Genomic DNA, 22242 nt, shown 5'->3' with positions numbered 1-22242 from the left:
GGCCATGCTGGAGAGTTCCCGTGTCATTGGCAACGCGGATTCAAGCAGGCAACACCGGAATCCCCATGTCAGGGATAAGCATGAACCCGCGATACATGTGTCAGGGCGGAGAGACGTCCCACCTTCAGTCGGGACAGCCCAGGCGTATCTCCTTGAAACCTTGTTATCACCGTTTCCAGAGACGGATTTCGGTGCCTGCCCGTCGCACCAGCAACGGGCTCTGAGCGCCGTCCACGGGCTCGATGCGACCGGGAAGTGTCATGGACTGGACAACCTCCCAGCCGCGCTCCGCGAGCCTTTCGTGCACCTGGGCGCCGAAAGCGCCCCCGTAGGACGTGAGCAGGTGCGAGGCGCGCAGGCGCTCCAGGAGGTCGCGGCCCGCGTCGTCGGACAGGTAGTAGAGCACCTCCGCGAGCAGCACGAGGTCCGCCTCCAGCGCCACGTCCTCCACGGACGCCTCCACGATGCGCACGCGGGCGTGGCCTCCCAGCCGCTCGCGCAGGCGCGCGACGAAGCGGGGTTCGGACTCCAGTGCCTGGACGTTCGCGTGGGGGAAGAGCGACAGCAGGTGCTCCGTCATCATCCCCTCGCACGCGCCCACGTCCACCACGCGCCGGGGCGGCGGCGTGGCGTGGCGCAGCGACTCCAGCACCTTCGCGGTGAGGGCGAAGCGCTCGGTCTCATACGGGGACCGGGCGAAGCCCCAGGGGTCCGCGAGCTCGGAGAAGATCTCCGGCTTGGTGAGGGACAGGGCGCGCACCATGTCCGTGGAGCGCACCTGCGTGAAGGCCTCCAGGCCGGGGCCGTCGCGCAGCGGCTCCGTGCACGCGCCGGCCTGGGCGCCGTCGGGGCGCTCCCGGTACAAGGCATTGAGCAGGTCCAGCTTGCGCTGGAAGGCCGCGTCGTCCAGCACCGTGCACACCGTCGGACGCGCGCCCGTGGCGGGCACCCACAGCCGCTCGAACACGCGGCTGACCAGGACCGCCACCTCGCGGTGCAGCGGCGCCTCCTCCTGCGGGCTGTGCGTGAAGACGCGGCCGGGCCCCCGCTCGCGCTGCTCCCGGCACCAGGGCCCCACCTCCGACGGGGACAACAGCAGGTGCGTCGTGCGCGCGCCCAGCGCCCTGCCCACCGCCTCCAGCTCCCGGCTGGCGCTCCCGTCCTCCGTCACCACCGCGAGGTCCGCGCCCTCGGCGACGGTGCTGAACAGCCGGACGACGTCCTCGGGGTGGGCCACCACGATGAGCGTCGCGGCCTTGTCGCTCGCTTCCATGTCAGACACTCCAGTCGGGTTGCGCTTCGCGGGGCGGGAATTGGAGGAGGGGAATCAACTGCTCGCGGAGGATGGGCTCCCAGCGCAGCCGCTCCGCCAGGGCCCTGCCCGTCTCCAGCAGGAGGCGGCCTTCGTGCGCATCGCGTGGGAGGCGGCGGAGCACCGCTTCCGCCACCCGGCGCGCGGTGCGCAGCTCCTGTTCGCGCAGGACGGCGGACGGCAGCGCCTTCCACGCCTCCACCGAGTGCGCGAGCCCCGCCTCGCGGGCATCCGCCACGGGGTCCGACACGACGAGGTTCGGGTGCGCGGACTCCGACAGGCCCAGGGCCTCGCACTTCTCCCGCAGGGTGCGCCGGGCGCCGCTCGCCCCGGAGATGACGCAGACCGCGCCGCAGCCCAGCGCCTCCAGCTGCGCCAGGCCGTGGGACTCGTACAGCGACTGGCCCAGCGACACGTCCGTGGCGCGGTGCAGGTCGTCCCGCGTGAAGTCCAGGCCCAGGGGCCACGAGGGCTGGTTCACCAGCGCGATGCGCACGCCGGCGTCCTTCGCGTTGAACGCGTCCACGCGCGCCTTCACGAGGCGCAGGTTGTCGGACGGCTCCGCCTCGCTCCACTCCGTCACCATCACCAGCAACGCGGGCCGCCGCTCCCCGGGCAGCAGCTCCGCCAGGTGCTCGCACACGTCCACGTCGCGCCAGAGGCCCTTGCAGACCTCATCCCGGGAGATGTGCGTGAGCAGCAGGCGGAAGTCCTGGCCCCACTGTTTGCGCGCATGGCGCAGCACCCGCGCCCGCGCGGCCTCCCTCGCGTCCCCGTCCGTCTCAATCACGCGGTGCCCGTGGGGCACCACCGTCACGGGCCGCAGCGAATAGCGCGGGTCGAGGAAGCGCAGCTCGTCCGCGACGGACGCGCTCACCGCGCCCACGCGGTCGCACAGGTGTCCGTTGCGGAGGATCTGGAACCCGGGCCAGGTGCCCACCGGGTACACCTGCTCCAACGTCCGGCCCTGCTCCAGGCCCAGGCGCTGCACGTTGTAGAAGCGCGCATCGGACGCGCCCTGCCCCGCCTCGCCGTACTCCACGAGCACCCGGGGCGTGCGCACCTCGCCCGCGTAGTAGACGGTGCGGCACCAGTCGCGTCCGTCCAGCAGCGCCTTGTACGCGAGCGGCAGCGACAGGTGCTCCTGCGCCAGGACGACGGTCCCCGCGCCGTCCGGTGAGCGCAGCCGCGCCACCGCGTCGAAGACGGGCTCCGCGAGCGTGATGGCCAGCATGGCGTCGTGATCCAACGGCGGCGCGTCCAGGAGGCCGTGGTGCACCGCGCGCCGGAACAGGCGGTTGAGCCACGGCGCCGCGCCCAGCCGGGTCCCGTGCACGGCCCGCCACGCGCGCGAGAGGGCCCGCCACGGCGCGGGCCTGCCGCCGCGACAGTCGAACGGCAGGTCCACCCCGAGCAGCGTGCGCAGCCGCTGGAGGAACAGCGGCAGCGTGCCCAGCCGGGCCCGGTAGCCGCGGAGCACGTCGGTGACGTCCACCAGCAGCACCTCCACCGGCCCGCCCGGCGCCTCCCGCCGGCCGTAGACGAACGACACGTCGTGGCGCGCCTCCACGGGCTGGAAGACGCGCGTCCAGCCGTCCGGGTTGTGACGGCGCAGGCCGCTGTAGAGCACCTCGCCGCGCGCCTCCAGGTCGTGCGCGAGCGACTCCTCCGGCGCGTAGCTGCCCAGGCCGCACGGGCGCACGGTGGGGCTCACCAGCAGCGTGCGGGGAAAGGCCGCGCGGTAGTCGGGCGCCGCCAGCAGGTGCTCCAGCACCACGCCCATCCCGCCCAGCGTGCGCGTGGCCTCGTAGGACAGGTGCACCAGCAGCTCCCCGCTCGCGGCGGGCTCCCGCACCCTCATGGGGCCACCGTCCAGACGCGCTCGCACAGCTTGCGGCCCGCGCCCAACCGCCTCGCGTGCGCCTCCACGGCGGGCAGCGTCGCCGGCTCCAGCTGGCTTGCGTAGAACGACAGGCCCCGCACCTTCGCGGTCCACAGCGCCGTCAGGTCCAGGCACCGGGGCGTAAGCCCGAGCGCCCACGCGTAGTCGACGATCTCGTCGTCCGGGTGGTGCGCGGAGTACGGCAGGTCCTCGTAGTAGACGAGCTGCCCCCGGTCCCCCCGCAGCGCCCGCACCGCGTCGCGCACCAGCAGGTGGTCCACGTGGCTGGAGATGCCCAACGGCACGTAGCAGACCGCGTCGTCGGACACGTGCGCCAGGACCTCCGCCAGCGCCTCGCGGACGCGCAGGCCCAGCGCCGTCGTGGCCTCCTCCGGCTCCCGGACGCCTCCGGGCGGTGAGCGCAGGCTGGTGTCGCGAAAGCCCAGGTGCACGAGGTCCGCGCCATGCGCCCGGGCGAACCTCCGGTCCTCGCCCATCCGCAGCGACGTCACCGCCAGCGCCCGCGTGGGGTCCACCGGCAGCACGAACTCCCAGCAGCTCTGGGAGAAGACGGTGACGAGCGTGGGGACGATGCCCCGGGGCACGCCCAGCAGGCTCGCGTAGGCGCCCAGCGCCACGTCATCCGGATGGGGTGAGAAGAACACGTGCTCCGGCCCGCCCTCGTCGCTCCGCGCGTGCTCAGCCACGGGGGCCTCCCATGCGCGTCGGCGCGGGCCACTGGTCCAGCGGCAGGTCGTGCAGGTCCCCTTCGGGCGTCACGAAGCCGAGCACGACGACGCGCTCGCCGTCGTTGACCACCGTGTGCCGGAACGCGCGCACCGGCGCGTCCAGCTCCCGCGTCAGCCCTTCGGAGAACTGGCCGGAGGTGATGAGCCAGTGCCCCGCGTCGTTGGGCAGCAGGCGGGGCACACCCCTGTCCAGCCACACCAGCCCCGGCCGGGACTCCCCCAGGTTGAAGGTGAAGAAGCTCTTGTCCGCGTGCGGCTCCGACGCGTGCGCCACCACCTCCCGGCGCCTCCGGGCGACGCTGGGCGCGTGGTACTTCACGAACCGCACCGCCCCTTCCGTGCGGCGGCGGAACAGGCGCGTGAGGCCTCCGGCGCGCAGGCCATAGCCCCACTCCAGCGCCTCCAGCAGCACGCTGCCCACCTCGTGGCAGGCAAGGTACGCCTCCTCCGAGGCCCCCAGCAGCTCCCGCACCGGCTCCGGCACGAGCCTCCGCCGGAAGGCGTTCCACGTCGCGGGCTTGGCCATGAAGGCCTCGATGGCCTGCCGCACCACCGTGGACTCCGGGAACCACGTGGCGTTGTAGCCCGTCTGGAACACCGACTCCGCGGGCATCAGCGCGTGCAGGTACGGGTGCGCCAGGAGCGCGTGCTGGTAGGTGGCCTCGTAGCGCTCGAACGAGCCCTCCAGTTCGTGGCGCGACAGCAGCGCGGCGGGCCGCTCCAGGTAGAAGAAGCCGCGCTCGGAGAGCTGTTCGACGAGCGCCCGGGCGAAGGCGTCCCTCCTTCGGGGCGCCCCCGACAGGAAGTCCTCCAGCCGCAGCGGCCGGATGTCCGTGAAGCGGGGCGTGTGGCCGCGGATGAGGCCGTCACGCCCGGGGGCGAAGGGCCGTCCAGGCAGGAGAGACGACGAGGTCCGGGGCGCGAGGTCGGGCATGGGAAGTCGGGTCGTCATGGTGTGGGTTCGGGCTGGAATGCGTCACAGATTAAGGGCGGCGTCTGACATGCCTGGATCCGGATGGACCCCCTCCGGACGCCAATTCCTCTCAATGCCTGTCACCTCCCAGGTCGCCCCGCACGCACGCGCGGTCCGTCATCCCGACGGGGGATGGCGCGCCCCCGCGCGGCGGTTCGTCCACCGGGGGACATCCGCTGCTTCCTCGGGGAGGGCGACCTGGGCGGGTGGGTCGGAAAGATGCCGCCACGGTTTGCGCTGTGCGGGTGGAGACAGCCTCCGGGACGCGAGGGCCGGTGCCTTGACGGAGGCCCCCTGGCCCACGCTCCAATCCCTGTCATGCCCCCGCACACGTCACGTCTGTTCATCACGCTCCTGATGGTCGGGACCTGCTCCTGTGCACGCCTCCCAAGCCATCCCGTGGCCCAGGCCCTGCCGTTCCTGCGGCTGGAGACAGCGCGCCCACAGCGGCCCCCGGCGCGCGCGGTGGGGGTGGAGCGGGCGCGGGAGACTGGGCTGCGCTTCGACGTGCTGCCGGAGAGCGCCCGCGTGTTCGTGGACGGCCGGGCCGTGGGGCTCGCGCGGCAGCTGGAGTCGCTGGTCGCGCTGGCACCGGGCGTCCATCAGGTGAGCGTCCAGCTTACGGGCCACGCCACCTGGAGGGCCGAGGTGCTGGTGGGCGACCGCCCGGAGCCCATCCAGGTGACGTTGACCGCGACTCCCTGATGAGGGGCCCGGGCCCGAAGGCGCACGAACCGTCATTCGCAGAGGGGAGCAACGGCGTGAAGCTGGCAAGGAGAAGGGGGCGGCTGTTCCGGTTGCCGTTCGCGGACGCGCCGGAGTCTCGCGCGCGGCTGTGGAAGAGCATGACGGAGCATGGCCTGTTCGTGCCGGCGGATGCGCCACGGCCCATCGGGACGGAGTTCCCGCTCCAGGTCGCCTTCCAGGGCGCGGAGCCTGCCGTCTCCGGCCGCGTGCGGGTGATGGAGCACGGGGTGTCCGGCTGGGTGCGCGGCTACTTCGTCAAGTTCGTCGCGCTGGACGCGGGCAGCCTCCCGCTGCCGGTGAGCCCGCGCGATGAACGCCCGGCCCCTCCGCCGCCCGTGGCCGCCTCCCTCGACGTGTCGGGTGCGGGCCCCACGGGGGACGCGGACGGCTGGCGGGAGGAGCCGACGCCGGTGGGCATCCGGCCCCGCTCCACGGTGGAGGGGGCGCAGGTGCTGCACGACTACTCGCACGTGGACGTGCTGCACGCGCGCGACCCGGAAGCGTGGCAGGGCGGGCTTCGGCCGTTCGACACGTTCGGTCCGTACCAGCTGCTCAAGCGCCTGGGGGCCGGGGGGATGGCGGAGGTCCTCCTCGCGCGGCGCACCATGGCCGAGGGCGTGGACAAGCTGGTGGCGCTCAAGCTCGTGTTCCAGGAGTACGCGCGCCACCCGCGCCTGTCGGAGCTGTTCCTCACGGAGGCGCGCTTGAGCGCGACGCTCCAGCACCCCAACGTCATCCAGGTGTTCGACGTGGGCTCCGCCGCCGGACGGCCCTTCATGGCGATGGAGTACGTGCACGGGTGCAACGGCGCGGACCTGCTGGACCGGCTGCGACAGCGCGGGCGGCCTCCGCCGGTGGCGCTCGCGGTGACGCTCGCCATCGAGCTGGGCAAGGCCCTGGAGTACCTGCACGAGCAGCGCGACCTGGATGGGCGCCCGCTGCACCTGGTCCACCGCGACGTGAGCCCGGGCAACCTGCTCATCGGGCTGCACGGCGAGGTGAAGCTGGTGGACATGGGCGTCGCGTCGGCGAGCATCGCCAGCGGCAACGATTTGCTGAGGGTGGGCAAGCGCGCGTACATGGCGCCGGAGCAGGCGGCGGGAGGGCGCCCGGAGCCCGGCTGGGACATCCACGGCATGGGGCGGGTGCTCCATGAGCTGCTCACGCTGCACCGCGCGCTCGGGGACGTCACCGGCACCGGGCACCCGGAGGGTCCGCGGCCGGCGCGCTTCAATCCCCAGGTGACGCCGGAGCTGGAGCGACTGGTGCGGTGGGCCACCGAGCCCGAGCCCACGCGCCGCGCGCCCAGCGCCCGGGCCTTGCGTCAGGCGCTGGAGCGCGTGCGGGCCACCCTGCCCCCCTTCGACCTGGTGCAGGCGATGCGCGAGCTGTTCGGGGAGCCGTTGGACCGGGTGCAGCGCGAGACGGAGGCGCTCATCGGCGTCGCGCGCGGAAGGGACCGGCCACCGCGCTCCCAGCGGTGCCGCCGGTGGATGGGCTTCGTGGATCAGCGCTTCCCGGTGGCGTTGCGACTGCTGGCCGCGCGCCACCGGCAGGGGCTGCGCTGGGGGGCGTTGGCGCTCACGGTCCTGGGCGCTTCGAGCGCGGCGCTCCTGTGGCCCCTGCACGCGCGGGAGTCCGCGCTGGGGGAGCACCTGCTGAGGGCGGACCGGCTCATCGCGGTGGCGAAGCTGTCCGGGGCCGGAGAGGACACGGCGCTGGCGCAGCTCCAGGCGGCGCGGGCGCTGCGTCCGGGGGATCCGCGCGTCCAGCAACGGCTGGAGGCGCTGGCGGATGGATTCGAACAACTGGCGCTGGAGGCCACGCAGCGGGGTGACGTGGCCGAGGCCGTGGCCCACCTGCGCGCCGCGCTCGAAGCGGCGCCGGAGCGGAGCGTGCCGCGCCTGAAGCTCCAGTTCCTGGAGGACGAAGCGCGCCGCGCTCCGCCCGGGTGGAGGCGATGATGGAGGCGCGTTCGCGGCAGGGTCCGCCTCCGCACGCGTGGGGCCGACACATGGGCCGCCCCCTGGGCGCGGCGCTGCTGGCCCTCCTGACGGTGGGCTGCTCGCGCGTCTCCGAGGAGGCCGGTGCTGCCTCGGCCGTGTCGCGGGAGCTGGCGGCCATCGTGGCCACCTGCGCGGTGGCCCAGGGTCCCGTCGACACGATGCGCACCGCCCGCTCGTTCTGGGAGCCGTTCGAGGCCGGCGCCACCTTCCGCGCGGGCGACTGGGTGCGCACCGGGCTCGCGGCCTCCGCGCGCATCGAGCTGCGAGGCGGAGGCCGCTTCGAATTGGAGGAGCACACCGTGGTGCTGGTCGAACGGCCCCTGCCGGTGGATGGGGGCGCGACGGGCGGCTCCGTGGTGGCGCTGGAGTCGGGCACCGCCCGGGGCGTGCTCCCCGTGGACGCCCTGTGGGAGGGCCCGCTCGTCCTGCGCGGAGACGCGGGCCATCAGGTGGAGCTCACGGTGGACGCGCTCGATGGACCAGCGGAGTTCCGCGTCACCCGCACGGGCAGCGGCATGCAGCTCAGCGTGTCCCGTGGACGCCTGAGGCTCGCGGAGGGACCCAACCGGCGCACGCTCGATGCGGGGAGCTGGCTGGACGTTGCTCGCGGCCTGGAGGACGCCGAACACGACGGGCCGCCCTTCCCCACCAGCCTGTCCCCCGGCGTGGATGCCCACATCGGGTGGAGCCCGGGCCTGGGCATCCCCCTCGCCTGGAAGGCCCTGGACGGAGCGCCGCGCTACCGGGTGCAGGTGGCGCGAGACCTGGGCTTCACCCGGCGCGTGGTGGACACGCAGGTGGAGGGTTCGCGCTTCACCTTCCTCCCGCCGGAGCCCGGGATGTTCGTCTGGCGCGTGGCCGCGCTGGACGCCCAGGGCCAGCCGGGTGAATCCGGCTTCGCCCGCCGCATCTACGTGGACCGCGAGCCACGGCGTGCCCTGCTCATCGCGCCGCGCGACGACTACCGGGCCCCGGAGGCCCTGGCGGCCCAGGACATCGTCTTCGCGTGGCAGTCCCCCGGCGGAGCCCCCCACTACCGGCTCGTCGTGGCCCGCGACCGGAACCTGAGCCACCCGGTGCTCGTCCGTGAAGGCAGCACGCAACAGGTGGTGCTGCCCGGCCTCGCCCCAGGCGAGTACTTCTGGGGCGTGTACGTGGCGGAGGAGCAGCCCGTGCCCCTCTTCCAAAGGGCCCGGCGCCTCGTGGTGCCCTCTCCCCCCGTGGCCCGCCAGGAGGGTCCGCCCCCTCCGGAGTTCCGGTGAGGGGCGGCCCGCGAATCAGGCGCTCTTGCGCCGCCGCATCATCGCCTCGTACGAGCGACCCACGCTCTGGGACAGGATGAGCAGCTCGCCCACGTCCGGCGGCGTGAGCTGATCCGGCCCGTTGTCCACGTAGAGCAGGTGGACGACCTTGCCGCGCACCAGCAGCGGAAGGATGACCGCCGTCGTGGGGAAGCCACCGCCCAGCAGCCGGTAGAACATCCCCATCGCCGCGTCCCGCTTCACCGGGCCCACGTAGTGGGAGCGCGTGTCGCGCACGAGTCGGAAGGTGCTCTGGTCGCGCAGCGGCACGCCGATGCGGCGCACCGCTTCGTCGCGCACGCCCTGGCCCATGCCGTGCCAGCCCGTCACGAGGTTGCCCTGCACCGACAGCAGCAGGCTCCGCCGCCACTTGCCCAGCGCGAAGCGCAGCACCGTGCGCGCCACGTCCTCGCGGTCCGAGCTTCGCGCCAGCTCCGCCTGGGCCTCCGGGAACGTCAGCGGCGTCGGAGGAGGCACAGGCGCGCGAACCGGCGGCGCGGCCTGGGGCGGAACGGGCTGGGCGGCCTGCTCGACAAGAGCGTCGGGGGGTGGCAGCGCCCCGAAGCCCGGAATCACGTCCGCGCCCGCCGGAGGCACCGCCCCCATGCGCGCGGAGGCTCCCGTGGCGGTGGGCAGCGGCTGTCCCGTGACGACGCCTGGAGGCGGCATCGGCTGCGCGGGCATCCCCGGACTCGCGGGGGAACGCCCTGCGGTGGCGGCTGCCTGCGCGGGGTGGCCGGGAACCGGAACCCGAGGCGCCACGTGCGCGGGGATGTCCACGCGCGGCGGAGCTCCCGGCGGCACCTGCCGCGGGGCCACGGGCGTGCCGTGAGGAGGCTGCGCCGGGACGGAGGCCGGCATCCCGGGCGCGCCGCCACGGGGCTGCGCCGGTACGGGCGCATGCATCGCGGGGGGCGCCGGGGGCGGGACGGAGGCCGGCATGCCAGCGCGGGGCTGCGCCTGCATCGCGGGCCGGGCCTGGGGGGGCGGCGCGATGGGCACGGGCGTCTCCACCACCTCCACGCCGGTGATGATCTCCCCTTCCAGCACGGCTTCGTCGGCGTCCGCCCCTCCCAGCGCCTGCGAGTAGACGGACTGGAACTCCTCCTCGCTCATCAGGTCCGGAGGCCGCTCCTGCGCCTTGGCCAGCTCCGCCGCCGAGCCCTTCGCCGGCCTGGGGCGCACCGCGTTCATGTCGATGGCCCGCAGCTGCCGGAAGGCCTTCGCATGCCGGCGCAGCAACTGGTTCATCCGGAACTCGGGGATGACCACCGGCACCACGCGCTTGCCCGTCTTGAACGCGATGGCGTCCAGCGTCGGGAAGTCGTGCGGGTTCACCACCGCGACGCTCAACCGCGTCGCGTCCAAGCGCATCGGAAGGTATTCCTTGTCGTCCGCCTCGTTCGGGTTCACCAGCGCCACGGCCTTCGGGTCGGGCACCATCTCCCCGGACGCGTAGGCACAGTTGTGGAGCTTGCCGAGCGCCTTCGCCAGGTCCTGCTCGGAGAGCAGCCCCAGCTCCACCAGGTTGGTCCCCAGCCGCCCGCCGTGCACGACCTGCGACTCCAGCGCCTCCTCCAGCGCCGCCGCCGACACCAGGCCGTCCTTCACGAGCAGTTCACCCAGGCGCATGGGGCCGCTTGTAGCCATGCCCCGTCCCCCGCCGCAAGCCTCCGGCCGGACGCCCCCGCCCGCCCGGCCCCCTAGTCCTCCGGGTGGTGGCTCAGCCCCACCCGGTTGCCCTCCGGGTCCCGGACGTAGAGCGTCCAGCGCGTCTCGTGCTCCAATGGCACCCCCGCACGGGCGAAGGTCTCCACCACCCCACCCCTGGCATCGCGCGGGATGCGGAACACCAGCATCAGGAGCCCCGGCGTCGGGTGCCGGAAGGGCGAGTCCTCCGGCGTCCCGTCCACCGCCTCGATGGCCAGGAAGGAGCCCCCGGGCACGGCCACCCAGATGCTCCGCAGGGTGCCGTCCTCGCGCAGGTGGCGCTTGAGCTCGGGAAAGCCCAGCAGGTCCCGATAGAACGTGGTGACGCGCTCCACGTCCCTCGCCTGAATCGCCACATGGTGGAAGCCCTGAACGTCCTTCATGGGGTTGATGGTAGGGTCTGCCCGCCCATGGCGCGACTGCTCATCGTCGAGGACAACCAGGAACTGGCCTCCCTCATCGCCACGGTGGCGCAGACCCGGGGCCACGACGCGCTCACCGTGTTCACGGGCGAGGCGGCACTGGAGTCCCTGGGGCCCACGGCCCGCTTCGACGCCGCGCTGGTGGACCTGCTGCTGCCGGACATCCGGGGCAGTGAGGTGCTGGGCGCGCTCCGGGCCCACGCCATCCCCGCCATCGCCGTCAGCGGCGTCTACAAGGGCGACCGCTTCGCCCAGGAGGCGATCCAGGTGCACGGCGCCCGCGCCTTCTTCGAGAAGCCCTTTGAACTGGACGCCGTGATGGACGCGCTGGAGGAGGCCGCGGGCGTGCCCCCCGTGCCCCACACGGAGCTGCTCGACGAGGTGGACCTGCTCGTCCTTGAAGAGCTGGTGGAGGACGGAGGGGTGGAGGAGGTCGCGGTGTCCGAGCCCGCGCCGTTTGAACCCACCGCTCCGGAGGCGCCGCCCGGCGACGAGGGCCTCTCCGAGGCCCTGCCCCTGCCCTTCGCCCGGCGCGACGCCGTCTGGACGGAGGCCGTGCCCGCGCCGGAGCGCCGCCGCCGGCAGCTCCCGGAGTGGTCGCTGGGCGGAGACCTGGCGAACACCACGGTGCCGCGCCTGCTCAACGCCTATTACGAGGCACGCCACCACGGTGAGCTGAAGCTGCGCCAGGGCACGGTGCTGAAGGTCGTCTACTTCGAGGCGGGCCGCGTCGTGTACGCCGCCTCCAACCTGGCGCCGGAGCGCTTTGGCCGCTTCTGTCTGCGCAAGGGCGCGCTGACGGAGGCCCAGCTCGCGGAGGCCACCGCGTACGCGCGCGAGCACACGCTGCGCACCGGGGACGCGCTCCTCAAGCGGGGCCTCCTGAGCCCGTCGCAGCGGCGCAGGCTGCTGGAGGAGCAGGTGAAGGACATCCTCTGGTCCACCTTCGCGTGGACGGAGGGCGGCTACGGCTTCAGCCCCATGCGGCCGCAGCGCGCGGACCTGGTGCCGCTGTCGCTCTTCCCGGGGGACCTCATCCTGGAGGGCGTGACGCGCACGGAGACGCTGGTGGCGCTGCGCCAGCGCATGGCCCCCGGCCGCCGGTTGTTCCCCACCGCCGACCCACCGTACGCCCTGCACGAGCTGAAGCTGGCCGGGCCGCAGGCGCTGCTGCTGGCGTTCGCGGACGGGACGAAGACGGTGGAGGACCTGCTCGCGCTCACCGACCTGTCGGAGCGCGAGGCCCTGGCCACCCTGCGCGGCCTGGAGCTGTCGGGCGTGCTGGAAGAGCGTCAGCAGACGCCCAACCGCCGCCAGCGCATCAGCTTCGGGCTCTGACGCCGCGCCGCCGCCGCGCCAGCCACGCGAGCGCGCCCAGCCCGAAGGCCGTCACCCCCGAACCGCTGCCGGAGCACCCGCATCCCGACGTGGACGGGGGCGGCACGTCGCCATGGGACACGACGACGCCCCGCAGCGACGCGGTGCCGGTGAACGTCGGCGTGCCCAGGAACGCCGGGCGGATGACGTACGTGAGCGTCGCGGTCGCGCCCGCGGCCAGCGGTACCGGCTCCACCGCGAAGCCTCCGCCTTCCAGCGGCGTGGGCGTCACCACCTGACCGTTCAGCCGCACGCTGCCCGGCAGGATGTCCGCGCCAGTCGGCACCTCCTCGTAGCGGACGGCGGACACGCCGCAGGCCGTCTCGTTGCGCAGCGACACCACGACCCCCACCTGGCTGGAGCTGGAGCCCGGGCCCGCTTCGGAGCGGCGCTCCACCGACACGAAGGGCCGGGCGCCAATGCGGAGCTGGTGCTCCCGGGTCGCCCCGGAGGCCCCCTCGCCCGTCGCCGCCACGCTCACCGTGACGAACTCCCCCACCAGGGACTCCAACTGCGTGTCCGTGGTGCGCAGCTCCGCCGTGTCGTCCGAGGACACGGTCGGCGCCAGCGCCGGGCCGTTCACGTGGGACCAGTCCAGCGTCACCGCCGTGCAGGCCCCTTCCGGGAAGGTCTGCCGCAGCGTGCCCCGCGCGCCCTCGTCACAGACGGCGACCAGCTCCCCACGCACGTCCCCCAGCTCCACGTCGCGGGCGTCGCGCGTCAGCGGCTGGACGACCTCGGCCATCTCGGTGCCGCCGTCGGCCAGCCGCTCCTGCACGCGGACCCGCACGGCGTACGTGGCGCTGCCGCAGGTGAGGGGCAGCTTCAGCTCGAAGTCCCCCGCCGCCCCGGAGAGCGTCCGCGTGTCGAGCACCTGGGCGGCGTCCGCGGTCTCCAGCGTCACCACCGTGTTGACGTCGCGCGAGGCGACGCAGTTGAGGTTGGGCGTCGTCACGCGCCCGCGCACCTTGCGCTCCTCCGGGACGTCCAGCGTCACCGCGGGCTTCGCGTCCCTCAGCGGAAAGAACCGCGGCTTCACCGCGACGTCGACGATGGACTCCGGGCCCACCAGGGTGTGGTCCTTCACGGTGACGTGGTGGACCGCGCGAAGCGTCACCGACGTGTCGGAGCACCCCGAGGATTCAAACGCCACGCTGGTCCCTTCGACGGGCGTGGAGCCCACGATCGGTCGCGGGATCACCTGCCCGCGCACGGCCGTCACCGTCACCCCAGGGGTGGTGTCGAGCCGCGACCACAACGTCGTCAGGGGAAGCCCGGGGGTTCCCGCGCACGCATGCAGCGGCGTCTGGGGACTCAGGGTCGCCGTGGAGAAGACGGGCGCGGGAGCGCTGGAGAACGGAGCCGCCGGAGGGCCCCACGGGAGGAACTCCACGGGCACGTTCGTGGCGAGCGACTCCACCTCGCCGTCGTTCGCGTACACCTTGTAGGTGAAGACCTTGCTGTCCGGCTGGCACCGGTCCTCCCTGGAGAAGACCGGGTCGAGCGTGGCCACCGTGTCCGTCCTGGCGAGCCTGGGAGCATTCGCCGGCTCCTCCCAGCGATAACGGACGGGCGCGCATCCCGAAGTGCCCGGCACGGGGGTGAGCGTGCCCGGGACACCACCCATGAAGAAGACGCCGCCCTCCACCGCCGCGTCGGCCCGCAAGGGCGCGGCGGGACGCGCGGTGTGCTTCGCCCGCAGCGTCACCGTCTTCGTCACGTCGTGTGCCGCCAGGCCATCCGAGGCCACCACGTCGAGGAGGGTCTGCTGGCTCGCGCAGAATCCGGTGGGCGCCGTCAGCGTCAGCCTCAGCCCGTTGTCCCCCGGCGGCGGAGGCCCGGAAGCAAGCGTCAGCAGGCCACCGGGGCTCCGGGGCGTGGCCGTCACGCGCACGGCATCCCCGTCACCATCGCGAGGGTTGAGCAGCAGCGTCTTCGTCGTGCCTTCCTCGACCTCGAATTGATCCGGCAGCACGCGCAGGTCCGGCGGCTTCTCGTTCTGGTAGATGAAGACGTTGCCCTGCGGCCCGTTGAGGATGGCAACGCAGTAGGACGCCCCCCAGCAGGAGACCTGCTTGGCCGTCTGCGAGATGCCGCTGGGGAACTCCGGGTTGACGCGCCAGACGGAGCCCACCAGCGAGGCCGGAGCCACCGGCTCCGCGCTGTACGCCTTCACCGTGTCGTTCGACTGCTTGACGAGCATCAGGCCGAAGCCCGTGCCTGCGTTGGAGCCCTGGGCCACGTCGAATGCGAGCGCATTGACCGAGCCCACGTCCTGGAGCACCGGAGCGAAGGGCCAGGCCTCATCGCCCAGCGTTCCTCGAAAAAGACCGGTGCCGTTGCCGAAGAAGGCGAGCGGCTTCGCCGGAGTCGCGCCGGGGAGCAGCGCCACGGAGTACGCCTGGGTTGGCGGTGTGATGCCCGGCGCCAGGACGTTGGTCACTGTCGCGCCCCGGTACCAGGCGAAGTAGGCCGAGTTCGCGGACACGGAGAACAAGGCATGCGGCCCACCATCCGCTTGCGGAGGCAGCACCGCCAGCGGCGCCTGCGCCACGGCGTTGGGCTGGGTCATCGGAAGGCGGCCCCATTGCGCGGCGCCCTGCTGGGGCAGGACGGACGAGCGGAACTCCTGCCCTACAGGGACCTCTCTGGCGGCGGCATAGCCCACGCCGCCATCCTGGGTGAGTCGCACCGCGCTCAGGTTGTAGGTCGCTCCGTCGGGGAACAGGCGCTTGCCCTCGTCGGGTGAGCAGCCCCCGACGCTCTGGAGCTCGCTGTCGGCGCGGATGCCCACCACGCAGTCGGTCCCCTGCAGGTAGCTGCCCGCCATCGCCCCTGGCAGGAGGGTGACGCCTCCATCCTTGGAGACGTACAGTTCCTGATCCGTCGCGACAGCGAAGAAGCCGGGCCGGAAGACGACGACGTCCTGGGGAGTGCCGTTCGAGGTCTGGGTGACGGTCCAGCCTCCACGAGCCACCCCGGCGAACAGCACCAGCCCCAGGCCGACCATCCAGACTCGCACGTTCAACGTCCCTTCCCGGCTAGTAGGCCAGCTCCGCCCGCAGGTAGAGGCGATCCGGAGCATCCACCGAATCCGCCCCCAACCCCAAGCCGCTGAAGCCCAGCACTGTGTACCCCAGCGCCACCCGGAGGCGCTCCTCCAGCCGGTACGCGACCTCGGTGCGAAGCGACGTCAGGTCCTGGCCATCCGCCGCGGACGTGCGCTGCGCCGCCTCCACCGCGACCTCCAGTCCTCCCACCACCCGCACCGACGGACGCAGCGTGCCGGTCCACACCCAGCGCGCCGAGTCCCCCAGGCTGGAGCGCCCGGTGTGCAGTCCCGCCGCCACGGCCAGCCGGTCGCCGACCCGCACCGCTGGCATCAGCGACAGCGTCTGGAGCACCCGGTCACCGAAGGCCGAACGCACGCCCGGAGACAGCTCCCGGGTAAGTCCGTAGCGGGCCACCAGCAGCCAGGGGCCCGGCCGCCAGGCGAGTGACGCGAAGCCCTCCGCGAACCGCGCCTCCAGCCCCTCCCGCCCCGTGGTGTGCGCGAGGTCCAGGCGTCCGGAGGCCGTCACGTCGCGCGCGAGCAGGGCCTCCGCGGCCAGCGCCAGCACCACCTGGGTGCGATCCACCGGGCCGCTCACACCGCGCGCGGGCGTGCCCTTCTCGTGGCGGACCTCCGCGCGCACATCCGCGCGGACGCGCTCACGCAGCCACTGCGCGGAGACGCTGGCTACGTCGCGCCGCAGGTCGCTGGCGATGTCCAACGGGTGGCGCACGCCGCGCTCGTAGCGCGCCCCCACGCTGAAGCCGTTCAGCACCGCGTGCTGGAAGCCCACCGCGCGCGCCAGTCGCAGGGCCGTGGCGTCATGCGCGCTCACGTCCTCCACGAACACCGTGGTGCCGTCCGCCACCTCCGTGCGCGCGCCCGTCACCGCGCGGCCCGCTCCGAAGTCCGGCCCGTCCACGTCCACGGAGTAGCCGCCGTAGAACACCTCCGGGCCCCGCCGCATCCGGGCATCCAGCCACGCCTGTGGACCCAACTGGGGACCCCAGCCGGCCTTGACGCCCACGGCGGCATCCTCGTCCCATTCCACCTCCACGCCCGCGGAGGTGAACGTGTCGTTCCAGCTCCCCGGGCCCGAGCCGCGCTCGAACAGCCGCTGGCGGTGGCCCACGGAGACGGTCACGCCCGGGGCCACGGCGTGGTGTCCCATCACGCCCACGGAGGTGCGGCCACCTTCGTGGACGTCCCCCACGCCGGCCAGATCGCTGGCCCGCAACCACCCATCGCGCAGCTCCACGCGCAGACCCGAGTTCTCCGTCTCGATGCCAGCGGATGCGCCCAACGTGCGCGCGGCGAAGGGGCGGTCCTCGAAGGGCAGGCGCGGATCCGCGGAGCGCCGCTCGTCGCCCAGGAGCGTGAAGCGCAGCGCGCCCACCGGCTGCGTGGCGCGCAACGAGAGCTGCCGGAAGCGCGAAGCCTCCAGGTGCGCACCGTCGGAGAAGCCCTTGGAACGCTCACGCCACGCGGCGTCCACGGAGCCGCCCCGGCCGAAGGGCGTGGGCCCGCTCACGCGCAGGCCCACCGCGCCGCCCTGATCATCCTGGGGACCCGTGGGGCGCAAGAAGCTCAGCCCGCCGTCATCCGACACGCCGAAGACGCTCGGATCCACCGCGAGGCCCCGGCTGCTCGCGGCCTCGGCGATCAACGAATAGGCCCCCACGCGCGTCCTGCCCCGGCCCGACAGCAGTTGGAACGGCGCGCCCTGCCGGCGCTCGCGCACGGCGCCCAGGCCCACGGAGGACTCGCGCCAGCGCGCCCAGGCCTCGCCGCCCACGGTGTCGCGCGGATCCCCGGAGCGCAGCACGGCGTAGTCCACGACGAGGACCGGCTCCGGCGCCTGCGTGAGCGCGTCCGTGCGCAGCAGCGAGGCGCCGGTGAGCATCGATAGGGGACGCGCAAGCAGGATGCGGCCCGCCAGGTAGTCGATGTCGTAGTCGCGGCCCCGCAGCAGGTGCCGCTCGCCCAGGGGCAGGCCGGTGACGCCGTCGCGCACCTCCACGCGCACCAGCTCCGACCCCTCCGCCACCGAGCCGCCCCCCAGGTAATAGAGGCTGCCGCCCGTGGCCCGCAGCTCCTCGTGCGCGGGCGTCGCGGCCAGGCCGCGCGTTGGATCCACCAGCCCGCCCGCGAACAGGTCCACGCCCACGCGCAGCTCGCCCACCTGCTTCTCCAGCTCGGCGTAGGGGCCGAAGAGCGGACGGTGGTAGCGGCCCACCTCCCGGTCCTGCTGGAGCGCGCGGTAGGTACCGAAGCCCGCGCGGCCATACTGTTCGTGCCGCGCCTCCAGGCGCAGGCGGCCCCCCGCGGGGTTCGGGGTCAGGGACACGGAGGTGTCGCCCCACTCCGCCGGAGCCAGGTCGGGATCCGGCCAGCGGTCGAACCGTTCGGGCAGGCGGGGACGCAGCCAGTCCACGAGGGGCGCGTCGCTCAACCGCCGCAGGTCCGTGTCGCGCAGGTCCAACTCCCCCACCACCCGCACCGGCCCCACCTGCGCCTCGCCATGGGCCGCGCCCTGGCCCCGGAGCCGGAAGCCGCCGCCCGCTGGCGCGATGCTGGCCTCCACGTCGAGCAGGCCCACGGCGAAGGGCTGGGCCCGGGCCTCCACCTCCAGCGTCACGCGGCTCGCGGGCCGTCCTGGAGCTTGCAGGGAGAGGGGGATGGAGTTGCGTCCCGTCACGAGCCGCACGGGCAGCCCCATGCGGCCGTCCGCGCCCACCTGGAGCGAGCCCCCGGCCGAAGTCACCTGGGTGCCGGGAACAGCCTCCAGCCACACGCTCGCGTCCCCGGTGGCCATGGGCGCGGCGTCGGACGAAAGGCCCTTCACGGTGCCCACGCGCATCACCTCGCGGGGGATGACCAGCCAGCCGCGCTCACCGCGTCGAAGCACCTCGAAGAGGTGCTGGAAGATGCCCACGTCTCCACCCCGCGAGGTGGTGGTGACGGAGACGACGTTCTGCCCCTCCTGGAGCGGCACCCTCGCCTGCCACGCGCCCGAGGCGGACACGGTCGCGTCCGCGTCGGCAACGCGGACCCGGTCACCGGCGGCGGCCTGCCCCGTGAGGAGGAAGCGCAGGCCCTCGGGGGCGACGCGGGCCTCGGGAGGCGATGCGGGAGCGGTCGATGCGGAAGGCACCGGCGCGGGGGCCAGTCGCACGGCGAAGTCCTGGAGGACGGCGGCGCCCCAGGGCACCTCCACGGTCGCGGCCTCCGGGAACACCTGCGCAGGGGGAAGGCTGCGGGGATCCACCTTCAGCCGGTGCCGCCCGGGGCGCAGGTGGAGCCCGTCGGTCAGGTCCGGCAGACGCGCATCCACGCCCGTGAGGTGGTAGCGCCCGGAGGCGTCGGTGCGCACCTCGCGGCCGGTGGCCAGCACCAGCCGCACGTTCGCGAGCCCGGGCTCGTCGGGACCGCAGAGCCCGTCCCCATCCACGTCCTGACAGACGCGGCCCGCGATCGTCGACGCCTGGGTGGGCAGGTCCTGGGACAGCGACTGGGCGAAGGCCCCCGGCGACAGCAGCACCACCGCAGCGAAGGCGAGGCACCTCGCGAAGAAGCGCGCGAAGGCGGAGCCTCCGACCCCGGGCGCCGGAACGGGGCCCCTCAAGGCCCCACCTCTTCAATGGCCACGACGCCCGTGCGCACGTCCGCCACGGACACGCTCACGGGTCCCTTCGCGCCCCGCACGGTGAAGCGCGTGAGCCCATCACGCACCGTCTCCTCCGCGCGCTCACCCTCCGACAGGGCGATGTGCACCGGCCGGTCCACCAGCACGACGCCCTTCGAGTCCTCCACCCAGCACGTCACGCGCGAGCCCTCCACGCGCACCCGCACGTTGACCGGCAACGGAGGTCCCACGGCCACGCGCCGCGACACGGGCGCGGGCACCAGCGGCGCCTGTTCCGGAAACACCGGGCCGTCAGGGCCCAGCACGTGCACGGTGACGTCGAGCCCCGGCCACACACCGTGCGTCACGCGCACCGCGCCGGGCCGCGGCGCCCCCACCTCCACCGTGCCGTCCTCCCCCGTCGTCTTCTCCACGCCATCCACGCGCAGCGGCTGTCGGGGCACCGGCCAGCCCGCCAGGTCCACCACCCCCGCGACGAGCCCTCCCTTGCGCCGCCACACCGCCAGTCGCGCGGGCTCCGAGCCCAGCGGCCCGAAAGCGCGCACGGACAGGTCCGCGCTGCGCGGGTCGCCCTCCAGCGGAATGCGCCACGGCGCGGTGAACGTCCCGGGCGGCCCCTCCACCGCGGGCCCCACCGTCCCATCGTACGTGGCGAATGCCACCTTCGCCTCGGCACGAGGCTGCCCCGACGCATCGCGGGCCACCACCACCACCTGCCCCTCCGTGCCCCGGTGCACCAGCGGTTCGGCCAGCGACACCGCCACGTCCCGCACGGGCCCCTGCACCAGTTGCATCGGCAGTGATTCGCGCGACCCCGGCCCCCGCTGCGGCCAGGCCGCTTCGATGCGCTCGTCAGACGCGAGCACGGCGGGCGCCGTGTAGCGCCACTCCAGCATGCCGTTCGCGTCACGCTGGGGTCCCTCCAGCCGGCCGTGCTTCGCCTTCACGGTGACGCGCGCGTCCGCCACCGGCAGGCCCTTGGGATCACTGGTGGCGCACAACAGCCGGGCTTGCGACACGCCATCCGCCGGCAGCCGCTGCGGGTTGAGCACGCACGCCAGGCCGTCCGTCGGAGGCAACTGGAGGTCGATGGTGATGCGCTCCACGTTGCCCGCGCGATCCTCCACTTCGCCACGGGCCAGCGGATGGCCGGGCGGCACGATGAGCGGCAGCACGAAGCGTCCATCCACGCCCGTCGTCACGGGCCCGAAGCGCTTTCCGGCGACCTCCAGGGACACGCTCGCTCCGGGCTCGCTCGTCCCGGGCAGGTTCACCGACGCCGCCAGCGGCACCAGCAGCCGGCCATAGGCGCCGTGCACCGACTGTGGATGGGGCCATGCGGACAGCGCCACCAGGATGGCCGCCTCGGGCAGGCGCGTCCGCGGCAACACGTAGCGGGCCACGTAGGTGCCGGGGCCGGTCTGCTTCAGCCCTTCCACCTGGCCGGTGCTCGCGCGCAGCACCGGCGGCGCCCCGCTGTCATCCGGCGAGCCGTCCGGCAGCAACCGCCGCACGGTGAGCGTCGCCTCCGTGTCGCGCCCCTTCACCGGCTGGGCGGGCTCCAGCGACAGCTCCATGCGGCTGGCGGGCGGCCCCACCGGGTAGCGCGCCTGGGCCTCGTCGGCCCCGGACTTCACGCGCACCACCACCTCGCGCACCTTGCTCCCAGGCACCACGACGAACGTCCGCAGCGGGGGCGAATCCGGACCGGGCCGCACCTGCGCGCCCTCCGCCACCACCGTGGGCGGCGCGAACGTCACCGGCGCGCCCGTGGCGTCCCGGCGCACCACCGCCACCGTGAAGCCCTCGGGCGGCACGGACGCGTCCGGGCCGAGCAGCTCCAGCGAAGCCGCCCAGACCGGGGCACACACCAACAACAGGGCGGGGATCAGACGTTCCAGGGCCTCCCGACTCTACAAGGCCCACCGTCGGGACTGCACCTCTTTGCTGCCGCGCGACACCAGAAGGAGCCACCCCCACGGAGCCGGGGCCTCATCCAGGGGCGGAGCAACCCTCCAGGTCATGCGTGGTCCATCCGACCCCGGGGCTGGAGTCGCGGATCAGGGAGGCGCCCCCCCCGCGGTCTCCTCCCAGAGCGACTTCGGGTCGACCCCTATCGGCGGCTTCATCGTGTCCACCTGCACGGTGCCCTGGCTCGTCTCGACGAGGCCCCCCACCCTCCTGGCGCTCACCTTCACGTCGTTGCTGCCTTCCTTGAGCACCACCGTGGTCGTGAAGCGGCCTGCCTCGTCCGGGAGCGCCACGACGCCGTTGACCTCCACCCGGTTGCCGGGGTCGGTCTGCCCGGTGACGAGGAGCTTGCGCTCGCGCAGCTGATTCTTGGGCCAGCCCACGTTCAGCAGGAGGCTCTTCGGCAGGGGGGTGGGCGCGGTGGGATTGTCTCCCTTGCGGACGATGGACTCCTGGCCCGCGCGGACGATGACGAACCTGTCTTTGTCCTTGCCGCTCAGCTTCACCTGGCCCTCGCGCGCGCCCACGCGCACCGTGCCCTTATCCTTATCGTTGTTCATGGTGAAGGTGCCGTTGTCGGTGCTCGCCACCACCTCGCTGCTCCCCGCCTTCAGCTCGAAGGTGTGGCGCTTGCCGCCGCGCACGGTGGCGGTGGCCGAGCCATTGTCGAGCAGGAACTTGGACAGCGAGGACTTCAGCTCGCCCACGGACACCACGGTGCCGGCCTCCATGCGCACCTCGAAGGTCTCGCCATTCACCAGCACGGCGTAGGAGCCGTCGCCCGTGCTCACCATGTCCGTGGGGAACAGCGCCATGCCCTTCTTCGCGGGCAGCCACTCCCCGTCCGCGCCACGCCGCACCTTCACGGTGCCCTCGAAGGTGCTCAGCTCCAGGTCTACCTTCTGTTCCGCGACCGGCTCGGCCGCCGCCAGCACGGGCGCGGGGGCGGGAGCGACGACAGGCGGGGTCGCGGGCGGCTCCCGGAGGAAGACGAACCAGCCCACCGGCAGCGCGGCCAGGATGAGCACGACGCCGACGAGGAACGGCACCTGTCGCGAACGGGAGGAAGGAGCGGCCATGCGTCAGGCCTGACT

General features: G+C 73.5%; 14 protein-coding genes. 4 read left to right on the top strand and 10 right to left on the bottom strand.

The window, feature by feature from the left end; all coding sequences use genetic code 11:
* Positions 1-166: 166 nt before the first annotated feature.
* From OV207_RS12165 to OV207_RS12150, 4 genes are read right to left on the bottom strand one after another with little or no spacing between them, the layout of a single operon-like run.
* Complete coding sequence (locus tag OV207_RS12165) at positions 167-1273, bottom strand: class I SAM-dependent methyltransferase (protein WP_267555154.1); 1107 nt, start codon at positions 1271-1273, stop codon at positions 167-169.
* Position 1274: 1 nt separating this feature from the next.
* Positions 1275-3173, bottom strand: a complete 1899-nt coding sequence (locus OV207_RS12160; RefSeq protein ID WP_267555152.1) for a hypothetical protein — start codon at positions 3171-3173, stop codon at positions 1275-1277.
* A complete protein-coding gene (locus tag OV207_RS12155; RefSeq protein WP_267555149.1) occupies positions 3170-3901 on the bottom strand; it encodes a PIG-L deacetylase family protein in 732 nt (243 codons plus the stop codon). Before OV207_RS12155 ends, OV207_RS12160 begins: the two co-directional genes overlap by 4 nt.
* Complete coding sequence (locus OV207_RS12150; protein ID WP_267555147.1) at positions 3894-4895, bottom strand: hypothetical protein; 1002 nt, start codon at positions 4893-4895, stop codon at positions 3894-3896. Before OV207_RS12150 ends, OV207_RS12155 begins: the two co-directional genes overlap by 8 nt.
* A 420-nt stretch (positions 4896-5315) precedes the next feature.
* Here OV207_RS12150 and OV207_RS12145 point away from each other — a divergent pair, with 420 nt between their 5' ends.
* The 3 genes from OV207_RS12145 to OV207_RS12135 are packed head-to-tail and all read left to right on the top strand — an operon-like array spanning position 5316 to position 8931.
* Positions 5316-5621, top strand: coding sequence for a PEGA domain-containing protein (locus OV207_RS12145; protein WP_267555146.1), 306 nt, complete (start codon positions 5316-5318; stop codon positions 5619-5621).
* Between the two features lie 56 nt (positions 5622-5677).
* Entirely contained in the window at positions 5678-7627 is a 1950-nt protein-coding gene (locus tag OV207_RS12140) for a serine/threonine-protein kinase (RefSeq protein WP_267555144.1), read from the top strand.
* 50 nt (positions 7628-7677) lie between these two features.
* The gene (locus tag OV207_RS12135) at positions 7678-8931 is read left to right on the top strand and encodes a hypothetical protein (RefSeq protein ID WP_267555142.1); all 1254 of its coding nucleotides are present in this window, start codon (positions 7678-7680) and stop codon (positions 8929-8931) included.
* Positions 8932-8946: 15 nt separating this feature from the next.
* Here the strand turns inward: OV207_RS12135 and OV207_RS12130 are convergent, their stop codons facing one another.
* Together OV207_RS12130 and OV207_RS12125 are read right to left on the bottom strand one after the other, a co-directional pair.
* On the bottom strand, positions 8947-10602 hold the full coding sequence (locus tag OV207_RS12130; RefSeq protein WP_267555140.1) for a general secretion pathway protein GspE: 1656 nt from the start codon (positions 10600-10602) through the stop codon (positions 8947-8949).
* 71 nt (positions 10603-10673) lie between these two features.
* Positions 10674-11063, bottom strand: a complete 390-nt coding sequence (locus OV207_RS12125) for a VOC family protein (RefSeq protein ID WP_193348334.1) — start codon at positions 11061-11063, stop codon at positions 10674-10676.
* 27 nt (positions 11064-11090) lie between these two features.
* Here OV207_RS12125 and OV207_RS12120 point away from each other — a divergent pair, with 27 nt between their 5' ends.
* Positions 11091-12440 carry a DUF4388 domain-containing protein gene (locus OV207_RS12120; protein WP_267555137.1) on the top strand — a complete coding sequence of 450 codons (1350 nt, stop codon included), beginning with the start codon at positions 11091-11093 and terminating at the stop codon, positions 12438-12440.
* Here the strand turns inward: OV207_RS12120 and OV207_RS12115 are convergent.
* From OV207_RS12115 to OV207_RS12100, 4 genes are all read right to left on the bottom strand, one after another.
* Positions 12424-15501 (bottom strand): MYXO-CTERM sorting domain-containing protein, encoded by a 3078-nt coding sequence (locus tag OV207_RS12115; RefSeq protein ID WP_267555135.1) that lies wholly within the window; start codon positions 15499-15501, stop codon positions 12424-12426. The two genes, OV207_RS12120 and OV207_RS12115, sit on opposite strands and share 17 nt — an antisense overlap.
* Positions 15502-15520: 19 nt before the next feature.
* Positions 15521-19156: a flagellar motor protein gene (locus OV207_RS12110; RefSeq protein WP_267555133.1), complete on the bottom strand. Its 3636-nt coding sequence runs from the start codon at positions 19154-19156 to the stop codon at positions 15521-15523.
* Positions 19153-21057 (bottom strand): hypothetical protein, encoded by a 1905-nt coding sequence (locus OV207_RS12105; RefSeq protein ID WP_267555336.1) that lies wholly within the window; start codon positions 21055-21057, stop codon positions 19153-19155. Before OV207_RS12105 ends, OV207_RS12110 begins: the two co-directional genes overlap by 4 nt.
* A gap of 180 nt (positions 21058-21237) precedes the next feature.
* Positions 21238-22227 carry a FecR domain-containing protein gene (locus OV207_RS12100; RefSeq protein WP_267555131.1) on the bottom strand — a complete coding sequence of 330 codons (990 nt, stop codon included), beginning with the start codon at positions 22225-22227 and terminating at the stop codon, positions 21238-21240.
* Positions 22228-22242: the final 15 nt, after the last annotated feature.

This window comes from Corallococcus sp. BB11-1 (assembly GCF_026626625.1).
GTDB classification, from domain to species: Bacteria; Myxococcota; Myxococcia; order Myxococcales; family Myxococcaceae; genus Corallococcus; species Corallococcus soli.
The sequence above is the reverse complement of the archived record's forward strand: the minus strand, read 5'-3'. Positions and strand labels throughout refer to the sequence as shown.

What these genes read in the sequence shown, in the direction of transcription:
- OV207_RS12165 (WP_267555154.1), bottom strand. Translation starts at nt 1,273, where the DNA reads ATGGAAGCGAGCGACAAGGCCGCGACGCTCATCGTGGTGGCCCACCCC.
- OV207_RS12160 (WP_267555152.1), bottom strand. Translation starts at nt 3,173, where the DNA reads ATGAGGGTGCGGGAGCCCGCCGCGAGCGGGGAGCTGCTGGTGCACCTG.
- OV207_RS12150 (WP_267555147.1), bottom strand. Translation starts at nt 4,895, where the DNA reads ATGACGACCCGACTTCCCATGCCCGACCTCGCGCCCCGGACCTCGTCG.
- OV207_RS12135 (WP_267555142.1), top strand. Translation starts at nt 7,678, where the DNA reads ATGGGCCGCCCCCTGGGCGCGGCGCTGCTGGCCCTCCTGACGGTGGGC.
- OV207_RS12130 (WP_267555140.1), bottom strand. Translation starts at nt 10,602, where the DNA reads ATGCGCCTGGGTGAACTGCTCGTGAAGGACGGCCTGGTGTCGGCGGCG.
- OV207_RS12125 (WP_193348334.1), bottom strand. Translation starts at nt 11,063, where the DNA reads ATGAAGGACGTTCAGGGCTTCCACCATGTGGCGATTCAGGCGAGGGAC.
- OV207_RS12120 (WP_267555137.1), top strand. Translation starts at nt 11,091, where the DNA reads ATGGCGCGACTGCTCATCGTCGAGGACAACCAGGAACTGGCCTCCCTC.
- OV207_RS12100 (WP_267555131.1), bottom strand. Translation starts at nt 22,227, where the DNA reads ATGGCCGCTCCTTCCTCCCGTTCGCGACAGGTGCCGTTCCTCGTCGGC.